The sequence below is a fragment of the Streptomyces beigongshangae genome (assembly GCF_019710745.1).
Taxonomy (GTDB): Bacteria; Actinomycetota; Actinomycetes; order Streptomycetales; family Streptomycetaceae; genus Streptomyces; species Streptomyces beigongshangae.
Genome location: NZ_JAHKJW010000106.1, coordinates 1 through 14,796, shown reverse-complemented (window position 1 = coordinate 14,796; position 14,796 = coordinate 1). Strand labels below are relative to the sequence as shown.

At 74.8% G+C, this 14,796-nt stretch carries 3 protein-coding genes and 1 pseudogene; all 4 read right to left on the bottom strand.

Annotation, left to right across the window (positions count from 1 at the left end; translation table 11 throughout):
- Positions 1-12,524, bottom strand: a 12,524-nt coding sequence (locus tag KM933_RS37440; protein WP_488269391.1) for a WXG100-like domain-containing protein, incomplete at its 3' end; no start/stop codon positions are given.
- A gap of 81 nt (positions 12,525-12,605) precedes the next feature.
- A complete protein-coding gene (locus tag KM933_RS37435) occupies positions 12,606-12,980 on the bottom strand; it encodes a hypothetical protein (protein WP_221361610.1) in 375 nt (124 codons plus the stop codon).
- Between the two features lie 2 nt (positions 12,981-12,982).
- Positions 12,983-13,438, bottom strand: coding sequence for a YbaB/EbfC family nucleoid-associated protein (locus KM933_RS37430; protein WP_221361609.1), 456 nt, complete (start codon positions 13,436-13,438; stop codon positions 12,983-12,985).
- 148 nt (positions 13,439-13,586) lie between these two features.
- Positions 13,587-14,796, bottom strand: a pseudogene (locus KM933_RS37425) (AAWKG family protein); the annotation flags it as partial.

The window sequence follows — 14,796 nt, the reverse complement described above, 5'->3', positions numbered from 1 at the left end:
ACGAAGTCGCCGCCGCGGCGGCGCAGCCGGATGTGCGGGCCGGCGTCGCCGGCCGGGCCGGCGTAGGTGTGGGCGGTTCCGTTCTCCTCGACCAGGGTGACGGTGGTGCCGGTCGCGGCGGCGGCCCACTCGGCCACCGCACGGTCGGCCGCGGGGCCCCACGGGGCCCCGGCGAGGTGGCGGCGCAGCCGGCCGTCACCGTCCTCCTGGCTCGGCGCGGGCTCGCCGGGGCGGGCGAGCCGGGGCGGGGGCGAGAAGAGGGTGTCGTGCTCCGCCCGGTCGCCGGGCAGTCCGTTCAGACGCATCAGCCGGGCCGGCGTCACCCCGGCGCGCGTGCGCAGCCGTGCCGCCTCCTGGCGGTCGAGTCCGGGTTGCTCCGCGGCCTGGCGCAGCACCGTGGAGAGGGCGCCGAAGAAGCCGTTGCCGCGGCCGGTGGGCGTGCCCTGGGTGTACGTGGCGCCGTCGGGCGCCGTGAGGACACCGTCGCGGTCCAGACGGTAACGCGGGCCGCTGCTGTCGGCGGGCGGCAGCCAGGGCGCGGTGCTGTGACTGCGGTGCGCGGGCGGCTGCGTGGGGGCGGGGCGCGTGCCGTCGGTGTCCGTGGTCCCGGTCGCCGTGGTCCCGGTCGCCGGGGCCGGCAGCGCGGTGGTGACCGGGGCCGGGGTGCCGGCCGGAAGAGCGGCGTGGAAGAAGCCCTCGTGGGCGAAGAGGACCGGATCGCCGGCCGGGTCGACGGAGGCCGCGTCGACGCCGTGCGGCAGGAACAACTGGTCGCGGCCCTCGCCGGTGACCACCGTGAGCGGGGTGCCGAGGACCCGGGCGGCGAGGGCGGGCAGCAGATCGGCCCCGCCGTGGTCGCCGGCCCGCCGCTCGGGCGGTTCGCCGTCCGCGGGCGCAGGACGTCCCGGTACCTCCGTGCCGTCCTGCCGGGGTTCGCTCGCGAACGGCCGGGACAGGGCTACGGTGGCGAGCGCCGTGCGCTGCGCCGGGGTCGGCCAGTAGGTCTGCGGGAGCCGGCCGAGGGCGTCGAACTCGGCCTGCTGCGCGGGGGTGAGCACCACGCCCGCCGCGTCGAGTTCGTCCTGGGTGAAGGTGTCCGCCGCGTCCAGGGCGAGGGCGTCGAGCAGGTCCTCGTTGCCGTCCTCGCCCAGTTCCCAGGCCAGCCGGTCGCGGGCGGCGCCGACGGCCTCCGCGGTGACCGCCGGGTCGCCGGGGTGCCGGGTGAACCGGTCGGCGAGGTCGTCGCCGAGGAGGTACGGCAGGCGGCCCCGTGCCCCGGCGGCGGCGAGCAGGGCGTGGAAGAACGAGGCGCCGTCGTGCGGCACGTCGTGCAGTTCGCGCACGGTGGCGCCGTCCGGCGAGGCGATGGTGCGCGGCGCGGAGCCGGTGCTGCCGGCGGCGTCGGTGACGGTGTACGGCTCGGGTGCCTCGGAGCGCCAGTCCGGCTCGGTGTACTCCTGCGGCGCGTCCAGCACGGTGACCGTGGCCGAGCCCTGGTGGTGGGCGGTCAGGCGGGAGGCGGCGAGCTGCAGCCGGTGGTGGTCGCGGGCGGCGGCGTCGGTGTGCCGCTCCCAGCGGTGGACCTCCTCGCGGGCGGCCTGCCAGGCGACGACGGCCGGGGTCCAGAGCACGTCCGGCGGCAGGTCGGTCACCGGGCCGGAGTTGTCGTCGCCGAGTGCGGCCCGGTCCGCCTCGCCCAGGTCGAGCCACGTCTCCCGGGCCCGCGCCCGGGCGTCGTAGTAGTTCCTCTCGGCCGTGGCGAGGTCGGCGGCGGCCCTGGCCTGGTCGTCCCAGGCCGTGAGGACCTCGTCGGGGAACGTGGAGTCGTCCAGGAGCCCGTGGTCGCGGGCGATGTCCTCGCGCAGCCAGACCAGCGCGGTGGTCTCGGCCTCGGCGGCGCGCGGCCCGCGCCTGGCCTTGCCGAGCGCGTGCAGCGGGCGGCTGTCGGTGACCCGGTGGTCCACTTCGGCCACCGACAGCCAGCTCACCGGCAGTGCGAAGAGCATGCTCCGGTCGGTGACGACCTTGAGGTGGGTACCGAGGGTGGTGTCCGCGGCGCCCTTGAGCGCGGTGCTGTCGTTCGTGCCGGCGATCGGGACCGTGGCGCCGGGGTTGGTGACACCGGCGTTGCTGTTGCCCGCCAGCGGCGCGGTGCCCGCCGCGCCCTCGACGTTGTCGGTGATCCCCGCCTCCAGCGCGTCGGAGGTCTTCGCCCGCTGCATGGCCTCCATGCGGGGCTTGTTCTCCACGGCGAGCAGCCGGGCGCCGCGGCGGTACATCTTCGCGTAGAGGCGGGAGTCGGCGGTGTGCGACTGGCCCAGGAGGTGGGCCGACGCCTGGGTGGGCAGCGCGGTGCCGTTCGCGCCGAGCGCCTCGCGGAAGCCGGAGGTCAGGCCGACCTGCGTGGTGGCCTCCTGCTGGGCCTGGCCGGGCGCGGTGCCGAGCCCCGTGAGGGGGGTGAGACGGGCCATCCGTACGCGGTTGAAGAGGCTGTCGCCGGTGTGCCGGCTGCCGAGGTCGCTGTCGCCGAGGCCGTCGGCGCGGGCGGTGGCGATGGTCAGGGCGTCGTGCACGTTGGCGGCGCCGCGGATGTCCACGGCGAGGATGCCGGAGCCGATCCGGTCGTCGAAGGGCAGGACGTCCGGGTCGGGGCGGCCGCCGGGGTCGCCGGGGGCGGAGGTGCGCCAGGCGGCGACGCCCTCCGGGCGGGCCTGGGCGGCGGTCAGCACCCGTACCGCGCGCTCGGGCTCCGGCACGTCCTGCTCGGTGAGCGCGCCGTCGGCGCCGTCGCCGTCCGGGGTGAGCAGGCCGGCCGGGAGGATCTCGTGGAGGCTGCCGACGGGGACGGCGGAGACGCCGGGGGCGAGCGCGTCGCCGATCACGTCCGTCATGGTGACCGTCAGGGCGTAGCCGGTGACGACCTCGGCGTGGGCCTGGGTGGTGGCGATGTTGGGCATCGCGGTGGTGCCGTCGGTCCGGGTCCGGGTGCTCGACCGCTGCTTGGCCGCGGTGCCCTGGAGGGAGGGGTTGGCGACGAGGATGCCGTTCTCCGCCGCGCGCTGGCCGACGCTGAGCGTCACGTCGGCGCCGCGGTCCTGGGAGACGCCGCCGGCGTCGTCGCGGGCGGTGGTGCGGTAGTCCTCCAGCTCGTAGCCGGTGCGCAGCCTGTCCACGGTGGTGGTGACCGGGGTCAGGGTGAACCGGAGCTGTCCGGGGCTGCCGCCCACCGGCAGGTGGAAGGGCCTGGACCAGGTGCGGTAGCGGACCGGCAGGGTCATCCCGTCGGTCGTCAGCTCGTGCAGGTGGGCGGCGAGGAAGTCCGGGGAGAGCCGCTGGAGGACCTGCTCCCGGTCGTGCGAGGGGACCCCGATCCGCTCCAGCTGCCCCAGCAGCCGCTGCGCCGCGGCACTGGCGTCGAGCTGCCCGCCGGGGTGGGAGGGGAAGCGGCGGAACCGCAGGTAGGGGGGCAGCCGGTAGCCGGCGCCGAGGTTGCGCGGGGTGGTGTCGCCCAGGCCGTCCGGGGCGAGTCCGGCCTCGATGACGTCCTGCATCGGCAGGTGGAACATGACCGCTTCACGGATGTGCTGGAGCGCGGCGGCGGCCCGGCGCGGGGCGAGGCCGCCACCGAGCCGGCCGGAGATCCGGCCGGCCGCGGAGCTGAGACCGGCCCCGGCCCGGGTGCCGACCGCCCCCATCACGGCCGTCCACCGGTCCCGTACCGCGACGGTCTCGGCGGTGTCGGCGACCACCAGGTACATCCGCCCGGCGAAGGAGACGGTGGTGTTGCGCCCCCGGGTGAGCGTCTGCGAGACACTGCGGCCCTTGCCCCAGGCGTACTGCAGGGCGGCCGAGTAGGAGCCGACCACCGCCGGCTGGCCCGGAACCTGCTGCAGCGGCATGTCGGCGCCCTGGAGGCCGAGGGTGGTGCGCGAGACGGTGCTCGCGTTGCCGTTGACGCGGTGCTCGTTGCCGACGGTCGTCTCGGAGCCGGCCGGCTTGGGGTCGCTCCTGACCTGGAAGTTGCTCAGTTCGCCGCGGACGGCCCCCTTGAGGTAGTGGGTCCGCAGCGGTCCGGCCCCGTTGAGTCCGGTGACGCGGGAGCCGAACGGGCCCAGGTACTGGCCGAGTTGTCCGGCCACGCTGAGGTTCGCCATCGCGCGCCGCAGCGCGGTGCGCACCGGTGCGCCGGGCGCGCTGACGTGCCAGGAAGCGCCCGAGGCGCGGTCGGCGGTGTCCTGCATGAGCTGCTGGCGCTGCGGGCCGCCCTCGACGCTGAGCACCACGTGCGGGGCGCTCAGCAGCTTCAGGGTGAGCCGCCGGTCGGACGGGTCCGTGCGCGGCAGCGGGCGGACACCGTCGAGGAGCTGGTCCGCCTCGGTGGCGGAGAGCTGCTGCGGGGCGGGCGCGGCCGCCGGGGCGGCGGCCGGCCCGCCGGGCGGCGGATCGGCGGGGGCGTGGCGGTCGGAGCCGTGCGCGGCCGGTACGGCCAGTTCCACCCGGCCGACGGTCTCGTCGCCCCGGGTGAACAGGGGCCGTTCCTCGACCTTGCTGACGAAGACGCCCGCGCCGAGCAGCCCGACCGTGGCGAGCCGGGCCCAGCCGCGCGGGCGGCGGTGGCCCTCGAAGGTGGCGCCCAGTTCCACCCGGTAGCTGTAGAGGTCGGCGCCGGTCTGGAACATCAGGTGGTCGTGGACGGCCGCGACCGTGTTCCTGGTGGCCTTCTGGTCGGTCCTGGCGTGCCGGAGTCCGACCGACACGTTGCCCGCCTGGCGCGGCACCCCGACGTCGGCCACCTTGTCGTGGTCGCGCGGCGAGACGCCCAGCTCGACGCCGCCGGACACGGTCAGGGTGGCCTGCTGGCCCTGGCCGGAGACCTCGGTGCCGATCACCGCGTTGCGCAGCGAGCGCTCGCTCATGGTGGTCTCGAACCGCCGGTCGGTCAGGCGCGCCCTGAGGATGACCGTGTGGTGGCCGCGGCGCACCTTGCCGTCCTCGGTGAGGGTGACGGGCACACCGGTGGTGGACAGGTCGTCCAGGCTCTGCGCCAGGCTGGGCCGGTTCAGCGCCTCGCGCACCTGGCGGTCGTTGTGCAGCGCGGTCCGCATCCGCCCGTCGCCGTACCAGAACTTGGCCAGCCGCGGATGGCTCAGCATGAACGGCGGGACGAACAGCGACGGGTACGAGCGGTGCAGCGTGTCCAGGACCGCGTCCGTGAAGGCCCGCAGGGGGTCCTGGGGGGCGGGCTGCCGCGTCTGGGGCTGCTGACTCCCGCTCTGGGGCTGGGGCTGGGGCTGGCTCTGGTCGGACGGCTGCGGCTGCGGCTGCGGCTGCGGCTGCGCCAGGGTCTGCGGGGCGGCGACGGGGCGGAAGCCCTCGGCCCTGACCTGCCCGCTGAGGTGGACCGGGTCCTCCCGGGTCAGGTACCACGGCACCGGCGGCTCGGCGTCCGGGTGAGGGCCCGCCTGGCCGGGCGTACGGCTGTCCCAGCCCGCGAGGCGGCGCGCGTCCTGGGTGGAGATCCAGTCCAGGCTGACCACCCGGACCGGGCGGGCCGCCGACGGTGCTTCGCCGGGCTTGCGCACCATCAGGGTCCGCTCCACCCGGTAGAGCGCGACCGGGTGGTTGCGTACGCGGGCGGTGGTCTTGCGGGCCGCGTCGACGCCGAGGTAGTGGCCCCGTCCGGTGGAGAGGTCCGCGCGGACCAGCGGGCCGCCCTGGAGCCGTACGTCGGTCTCCGGGCCCGCGAGGGTGTAGTTCGGTCCCGCGGTGACCTGGAAGCCCAGGCGGGTGTCACGGACGTGTCCGCGCTCGTTCTGGTACGTGGTCTGGGTGAGGTCGCGCACCTCCGCCTTGACCGACTCGGTGACCAGGGTGGCCCGGTGCGGCACCGAGCGCTCCACGATCAGGTGTCCCAGCGGGTGCTGCCCGCTGCCCCGGGTCAGCTCGGGCCCGGTGACCGGTCCGGAGAACCGGCCGAACAGCGCGAGCAGCCGGCCCGGCCGGACGTACGAGACCAGGGTGCGGTGCGCCGAACTTCCGGGCCGGGCGCCGGAGAGGGCGATCGCCATGTCCTCCGGGGGGTCCGTCAGGTGCAGCCCGGTGGTGTCGGTCATCCGCGGTTCGAGCCCGTCCGGGAAGGTGAGCGTCTCCGGAGCCCGCCGGGGCCCCCGGTAGGGCACGGTGAGGTCGTCCGGCAGCCGCCAGCTCAGCCCGTCGCGCATCGCGAACTCCGCGGTGTGCACGGAGGTGCGCTGCCAGTCCGGCTTCGGCAGGGCCGCTGCGAACCCGCCGGTCGTGGTGGGGCGCGGGCCGGTCCCGCCGTCCGCCCGGCCGTCCGTGCCGGTGCCCTTGGGGGCCTCCGTGACGCGGTCCACCCGGACGCGGTAGTAGACGTCGTCCAGGTGCAGGTGCGAGCCCTCGTGGGCACGGTACTCGGACTGGTTGTACGCCTGCGTGCCCTGGGCGAAGTCGGTCCGGCGGGTCCAGCCCAGCGAGAAGCCGATCTTGAGCAGCCAGTTGAGCGGCGGGCCCATGCTGAGGCCGCCGGCGATCCGGCGCCCGAAACCGACGCTGCGCCCGCCGCCCGTGCCCGCCTGGCCGCGCCGCACGGTGTCGAGCCGGACGGTGCCGCCGTCCACGTCGGAGAAACGCTCCCAGCGGTGGTACGGGATGGCCTCGACCGTCATCTCGTGGCCGACCCCGGACTTCTCCCGGCCCACGAGACGCGCGCCGCGCGGGGCGGTGAAGGCGTCCGGCTGCTGTGTCAGCAGGCGCAGCAGCTCCGCCTCGTCGAACTGGGCGCGCAGCTTCCGCGGCAGCTTGCCCAGGATCTCCTCGGCGACCTGCTCGGGCGAGCGCAGGGTGGTCCGGCCGATCCCGGTGAGGAGCCCGGCCGGGTGGCCGTGCACGGTCCCGGCCGGCCGGCCGCCGGGGGTACCTCCGTCCGGGTCGGCGCCGGGGCTGATCAGGACGGTGGGCAGCCGGCTGCCGTCGTCGAACACGACGGTCTGCGGTACCGGGCCCGGCGGCCGGGCGTCCTGGCCGGTCAGCAACCGTGCGGGGCGGTGCCGTTCGAGCTGGGTCTCCAGCGGTACCCGGTCGCCCCGGTCGGGGGTCCCGGTGCCGGCGTCGTCGAGGTCGGTGACCCCGCCCATGCTGCGCAGCCACTCCCCGAAGACGTCGTCGCCGTCCGGTTCCCGGGTGGCCGGAGGGTCCTGGAGAGCCGGGTCCTCAGCGGTGTCCGGGTCCGGTACGGGGGTGAGCGGCGCCGCGGCCGGGACCAGCGCGTCGAAGTGGTCGGTGCCGTTGTAGGACAGGTGCAGGGCGTCGCCCCGCCCACCCGGGTTGAGGGTGTTGACGAAGGTGTCCCCCGGCGACCGCGGGTCGGGCTGGACGAGCCGCAGGTCGAGGTCGAGGGTGTGGGCCAGCGCTTCCGGCAGCAGGTCCGCGAAGGGGGAGGACCACAGCCCGGGGCGCTCGGCCGCCTCGGCGACGAGCCCCCGGGCACCGAGGCGCCGCGCGTCGGCCGGGGTGGGCGCGACGGCGGCGAGCTCCGGATAACCGCTCTCGCGGAGGATCCGCTGCCACGCGCCGGCGTCGGCGCCGGTGACGACGTCCTGCGCGATCCGGTTCCATCGCTGCTCGGTCCGGTCCCGCTCGGCCGCGTCCCGGACCTCGGCGACGGCACGCATCCGCAGGTCGTCCACCACGGAGAACACCGGGTCCGGGAGCGCCCCCGCGATGGTGTCGCCCAGTTCGGTCCCGGTGATCCGGTCGCGCAGCAGCCGGCGCAGCCCGGCGACGTTCCGCGCGGCCCACGCCGGTGGGACGTCCCGGCTGCGCGCGCTGTCGAGCAGCGACCGGAAGAGACTGTTCCCGCCGCCCGGGGTCTCCAGCCGCCGGAGGGCGAGTCCGTCCGCGCGCACGGTGTCCGCCGTACCGGGCGCGGTCCCGCCGAGGAGGTCCAGGTCCTCGGCGTCCTCGGCGGGACTTTCCGGGCGACCCGGCGCGGACGCCAGGTGAGGGCTGCGGCGGGCGAGTTCGGCGGTGTCCTCCGGGCTGAGGTCCAGCTCGGACAGCGGCAGCGGAGTGCCGGAGAGCGACCAGGTGATCTGCGCGGAGGGCGCGTAGGCGAGACCGCGCACGTCCTCGGGCGAGACCATGGTGGTCGGCGGAAGCACGGGGGGCGGCGGGGGCAGCAGGGCGTCGAGCGTGGTGTCGGGCCCCGCGGTGTCCCGCAGCCCGGCCGCGGCACGCAGGAAGCCGGTGTACTGCTCGACGGTGGGCCCGGCCGAGGGGCCGGCTGAGGGATCACCGGTCGTGGTGCCCGTCGCACGGCCGTGGTCGACGACCATCCGGCGCAGGAGGTCCGCGGTCATCCGGCCGTCGCCGTAGCGGGCCGCGGTGTCCGGGCTCAGCCAGCGCAGGCCGTCCACGTGGGCGAGACCGGCGAGCAGCTCGCGGTTCTCCGGGCGCTGCTCGGCGTCGGTGCCGAGGACGTCCCGCAGCGTGCGGACCTGCTGGAGGGTGCGGGCCCGGGCGAAGGCGTCGGCCGGTTCCGGACCCGCGTGCAGGCCCGCGTCGCGCGCCAGTGCGTCCAGGTCACCGCCGCCGGGCTCCGGGGTGAAGAGCCTCCAGCCGCCCGGTCCGTCCGGTCCCCCGGTGAGCACCGCGCGGACGTCGCCGTCCTGGTCGAGGGCCGTGCCCACCTCGGTGGTCGGCGCGTACACCTGCCGCCCGGTCCGGTTCGCCACGTGCTGGGCCACCGGCAGCCCCGCCACCTCCGGCTGGCGCCCGGTCCTGCAGGAGAACAGCACCAGCGGCCGGTCCCGGTCGCCGTCGCCGTCCCGGGCCCACGAGTTGAGCACGTCACCGAGCTGTACGCCGCTGACCTTCACGGTGGGGAGCGCCGCGTTCTCGGTACCGAGCGTGACGGTACGGGAATTGCCGTGACTCACGAAGTAGTCGGCGCCCCGCTCGGTGCCCGAACCGGGCAGCGGGGCCGGCGGGCCGGTGAACACCGTGCGGCGGCCGGGCGGATCCGCCGCCGTGTTCCGCGTCGCCGGGGCGGCGGACGTGGTGCGCACACCGCGGAAGGTGTCCTGGCCCAGCAGCGCACGCCGCCCCGCACTGCGTGCCGTACCGTCCTCGGCCACGCCCTGCGAGACGGTCAGCGTCTGTACCGCGCGGCCCGGCCGGGGCTTCGCGATCGCGTCCGGCACCAGGCGCCGCAGCTGTGCGACAGGCACGGTGTGGCCGTCCAGGGTGGTGACGACCGGATCGGCCGCGGGCCGTGCGGTGCCGTCGCCGGAGGCGGTGCCGTCTCCGCCGACGGCCGGCCGCACGACGATCCGTCCGGTGGGCGGGAGCCCCGCGGGGGATGTCACCGGAGCGGGCGTCGCCGGAGCGGGGGTCGCCGGGACCGGTGTCGCGGACTCGTCGTCCGGATCGGCCGGGGGCGGCGGAGGCGGGGTCCCGCCGTTGCCGGGCCCGCGCCCGCCGCCGGAGCCGTCGCTCTGCCCGCCGGTCGCCTCACCGTCGCCCGACTCCAGGTGGAGGTCGGTGGCCGTCTCGGTCCAGGGCCGGGACAGGGTGGCGAGCTTGGACGTGGCGGGCGGGCCCGTGTCCGTGGGGCTCGGGGCGGTCCCGATGCTGTCCAGGGCCGTTTTCACGTCCGAGACCAGCTTCGGGCGCGCGGCCGGGTCGAGGACGGGGTCGCCGCCGGTCGTCACGCCGCCCTGCGTGGCGGGGCCGGACGTCGTGACCGAGGGCGTGACCGGGGCCGGGCCGAGGGCGTCGGCGAGCGGCAGCAGCACGTCCGCGCCGGGGAACACGGTGTCCGGGGTGTCCGGAGTGCCGTCCGGGAGCACGGCGGTCGGCGGGCCGGTGAGCGGGCGGACCCGGACCGGGGCGCCCGGAGCCTCGCGGGTCAGCTCGACGGCGGCGCGTACCGGACGCCCCGCCCCGTCCGGCGCGACCGCGGGCCCGAGCACGACGGCCCGGTCGACCCCGGCCCCGTCCAGCAGCTCGGCGGCCTCCGGCGCCCCCTCCCCCGGCGGCGGCACCTCCGAGACGACGATCGTCAACGGCTGCGCCTGTGCCTGCGGCCGGCTGTCCGGGGAGTTCGTGGTGGCGGGAGCCGGACCGGAGTTCACATCACCGGCACCACCGGTGTCACGTACGTCGCCGGCACCGCCGGTGTCACGTACGTCGCCGGTGTCCGCGTACGACCCGGTGGTGCTCACCTTCGACGGGGCGGTGGTGGGGTCGGAGGTTCCGTCGCCGTCGGTCAGGTCGACGGCGACGCCCTCCGGAGAGGATGTGTTCCCGGGAGAAGCGACGGTCTCCGGCGGCTGCGGGACCTGCGGACCGGCGTCGGTCGTCACCTGCGGATCGGCGTCGGTCGTGGTCCGTGCGGTGTCATCCGTCGTCGTGCGCTGTGAACCGTCCGCCGGGTTCGTGACCTCCGGATCAGGGGTGTCCTGGGACTGCGCCCCGGAGGGGGCCTGGCTGCTTCCTGCGGCGGGGGCACCACCCGGCCGGGCACCGGTGCCCGAACCTGTGCCCGTACCTGTGCCCGTACCCGTACCTGTGCCCGTGCCCGCCGCCGAGTTGGTCGGGCCGTTGGACGGGGCGGGCGCGACAGCCGGGGCGGAGGTGTTCGTGGAGCCGCCGCCGGACCCGCCCGTGGTGATCGGGGCGTCCACCGTGACCGGCGTACCGAAGGCGTCGAGGGCGCGGCGGACCTCGTCGGTGTCGATCTGGGCGGCGGGGCCGTTCCCGGCCGGTACCACCCGGACCTCGGGCACCTGCGACAGGGTGCCGTGCAGGCCGTCGCGGACGCTCAGCTCGGTGCTGCCGGGCGGCGGGGAGCCGCGCAGGGCGGCGAGGTCGCGCAGGGCCTGCTCGCGGATCTCCGGGGTGCCGTTGTGGATCTGCTGCCACAGCTCGTTCTCGGCGGCGGTCACGGGCAGCGGGCCGGGCGAGTACGCCGGCGGGTCCACGCCGGTGTACGGCGGCGGGTCCACGCCCGTGTAGGGCGGGGGCGAGTCGGTCGCGGTGAGGTCCCCGGTGCCGTTGCCCTGCTGGGACACCGGCGAGGGCGAAGGGCGCGCGGAACCGTTGCCGCCACCCGAGAAGCCCGACGAATCCGGGAAACTCGCGGAACCCGGGGATCCCGGGGTGTCCGTGTCCGAGGGTCCCCCGGCGCCGCCGGAGTCACCACGGGGGCGCGGGGAGTCGTCCGAATCGCGGGCACCGGTGTCGGTGCCGCCGCTGGAGACGGTGGGCGGCATGCTCAACTTGTCGATGGCGTGGCGCAGTTCGGCGGCGCTGTTGACGGCGGTGTCGCTGAGCGTGGCCTCGACCTGGCTGCTGAGTCCCGCACCCACGAAGGTGGACCAGCTGGTGGACCAGTCGCCGTCGAAGACGCCCTTGATGAAGATCTCCGCGAGCGCCTCACCGGCGCCGGCGGCCAGGAAGTCGGTCGTCCCCTTGAGCCCGTAGTGCCCGGCCAGCGCGCCCGGCCGGTCGGCGTTGTTGCGCAGGATCTGGCTGTTGCGCCACAGCTCGGTGTTGTTCCGGAAGGACAGCGGGTCGTTCCTGAAGGTGACCGGTGTGTGGTTCCCGGGGCCGGGGCCGTTCCCGTACGGGTTGGCGTCGGGGTCCGGGCGGTCCTTCGGCCCGTCGCCCCCCGGGGTCGGGTCGGGGTCCGGTTTCGGGTGGGGTCTCGGGCCGTCGGGGCCGAGGTCGAGCTTCGGCGGGTTCTTGAGGTCGGGGAGGTTCTTGAAGTCGAGGTCGGACCCGTTCTTCAGGAAGTTGTTGTCGTAGCTCTTGACGATGTTCCTCGCGAGATCGTCGAAGATGCTGGTGAGGAAGCCTGCCGCGGCACCGAACGCGGCCGACTTGAGGATGTCGTTCCAGTCGAAGCCGTCGGGACGGCGGCCGTCGGGGGCGAAGTTCATCATCGCCAGCCGCACCGCGAAGGTGGTGAACGCCTCGGCGAACGCCTCGGTCAGCGAGGGCGCGAGGTGCAGGCGCTGGAGCAGGTGGCTGAGCGTCGTGAGGATCATGAACCGGCTGCGCAGCTTGGCCATCATGATCTGGCTGGCCGAGGCGCCTCCGGTGAAGAAGGACATCGCCAGGTAGATGGCGATCTCGATGAGCAGCCGGATGACCTCGGCGATGACCTGCCACTTGGACTCCATGATGTCCATGGAGGTCTTCCGCCGGCCCTCGGCGATCTTGTCGAGCTGCTCGGCGAAGTCGCGCAGGTAGTTCTTGCCGCCGTCGTCGATGAGCATGCCCATCGCCTTGGCGTACGACCTGGAGAGGTCGTCGGGCATGACCTCGGCGATGTCGTGGACGGACTTCTCGATCAGCGACGACATCCGGTCGAGCTTGCGGCCCAGGCCGGAGTAGGGCCGGCGGCTCTCGAAGGCGAGGTCCTCGTCGGCGTCGATGAGCTTCTCACCGGTGAGGATGAACAGCATCGCGTTGACCTCGGGCGAGGCCATCATGCTCATCGGAGGCCGCCCCCGAAGTCACCCGGGCACGCCTGGGCGGCCGCTCCCGCCGTGGTGCGGGAGCGGCCTGCGGAGCGCGGGTCAGCGGCGGCCATGCCCGCCTGAGCCGTCGCCGTCCAGACCATGGGTGTCGAGCTCTCTGTTGTTCCGCTCGATCGCCTCGATGTTGCCGTCACGCGTCGTCTTCATGAGCCGGACCTGACCGACCGTGGCGTCCGTGATGCCCACCAGTGCGTCGCGGATGGACATCATCGTGTCCTTGGTGGTCTGCCGTTCCTTCTGCTCCTGCGGCTTGGCCTTCTCGGCGAAGTCACCACTGGTGCCGGGCCACTTGACGGTGGGGGCCAGTTCGTCGAGGAACTCCTCGGTCATGCTCCTGGCCAGGGCGCCGATCTCCTCCAACTGCCCCGCGAGGGCCTCGATGCGCTGCGGGTCGACGTAGTAGCGCTGTCCCATGGTCAGTCCTCCCCGTCCTCGCCGAGCGCGTCCCGCCAGGCGGGGGCGGCCTGATCGCCGTGCGCCGTGTCCTCGTCGTCCTCGCGCAGGACCTCGGGACCGAAGATCCGTTCCCAGTCCAGCTCGAAGCCCTTCAGCTCCGGCACGTTGCTGCTCGGTTCGGCGAAGGGTGCCATCGCCTTCATCACGTGCCGGTTCATCTTCACACGTGCCGCGTTCGCCGCCTCCAGGACGCTGGCGGCCAGCTCCTGGGGAGACATGTCGCGGTACTTGTTCTCCAGGAACTCGATCCCGGTCAGTTCACCCTGCGGGCCCACGCTGGCGCGGACCGCGCGGTCGGAGGAGAGCACCGCGAACGACGCCTGGCGCAGCTCGCGCTCGGTGCGCGCGATTCCCTCCTGGGCGGCCTGGAGTTCGGCCATCGCCTTCTCCAGGCGCTTCTCCAGTGGTTCCGTCACGTCCGCTCCTCCTTTCTCCACAGGTCCGCGCACTTGCCCGAGCGGGGCAACCGCTCTGCTGATCTTGCCTGGTGAGGGCCCGGTCGCGAAAGCCGGAACCGGGTGGGATTCGTCTCTCCGCGCTGCTCACGCCGGGTACGCACCGCGGTCACCGTCCGATGACGGCCGGGGTGCCGCCCTCCTCCGTGCCCCACACGTCCTCGTCCTCCTCCAGGTAGTCGGCGGAGCTGGTGACCCTGCGGCCCGGCTCCGTCTCCTCCTGGCCCGAATCGCCACCGCCGCCCGTGGTGTCGACCCGGGAGGGGGCGAGGAAGGTGTCATTGTCCTCCTGGCGGTTCCACGGGCTGCGCCGGCGGCGGTTGCGGCGCTCGCTCTCCTCGGCCGCGTCGACCAGGACGGCGCGCACCCGCTCGCCGTTGCCCTTCTCGGCGCCCCCGCCCGCACCGCCCGCGCCTCCGCCCATCGGCATGCCGGGGCTGCCGGGCATACCGGGGGCGCCCGGAGTGCCGCCCGCGGCGGCGGTGGCGGGTGTGAACGCGCCGGCCGCACTGTCCGAGAGGGGCGCGACCCCGGTCCCGCCGAAACCGTCCGCGGACACGGGGCCGGTCCCGGACAGGCCGCCGCCCAGGGCCCCGCCGCTCACGCCGACGCCCGCCCCGCCGCCGAGACCCAGTTCGGAGAGCGGCACGTCCCGGGAAGTGGTGCCGCCACCGCCGACGCCGTTCAGGTCGCTGATGCCGTTCAGGTCACCGATGCCGTTCAGGTCGTCGAGACCGTTGAGGATGTCCGAACTGTCTTTGCCGCCTGACGTGTTGAGGTCGTGCAGATTCACCGTCTCGGTGTTGCCCTGCGGGTCGGTGACGGTGGCGATGCCGGTGTCCGGGTCGATGACCTGCTTGCTGCCGTCCGGGAAGGTGGTGGTCAGCTGGCCGTTGTCCAGAGTGGTGAAGGAGCCGTCCGGGTTCGCGACCCTCGCACCGTGGGTGAGGTCGGTGGTCGTGGTGTTGCCGTCCGCGTCGGTGGTGGTGAGCATCCCGTTGTCCGGGTCGAACACGGCCTTGCCGCCGTCCGCGAAGGTGGTGGTGAAGTCGCCGTTGCCGTCGAGCTCGGTGCTCCCGCCGGTGGGGGTCTCCAGGCCGGACCCGTCGCTGTTGAGGTCCCCCAGGTCACCGATCGTCTCGGTGCGGATGTCCGGGTCGATGTCTCCCAGGTCGTTCAGATCGCCCAGGCCGTTCAGGTCGTTCAGGTCGTTCAGGCTGTTCTGGCCGTTGAGGCCGCCCAGGTTGCCGAGGTTCTCGGTGGTGACGGTGCCGTCCGGGTCGGTGGTGGTGGCCTGGCCGGTCGCGGGGTCGACGACC

Coding starts and splice junctions, on each gene's coding strand:
- KM933_RS37435 (WP_221361610.1), bottom strand. CDS start 12,980: ATGGGACAGCGCTACTACGTCGACCCGCAGCGCATCGAGGCCCTCGCG.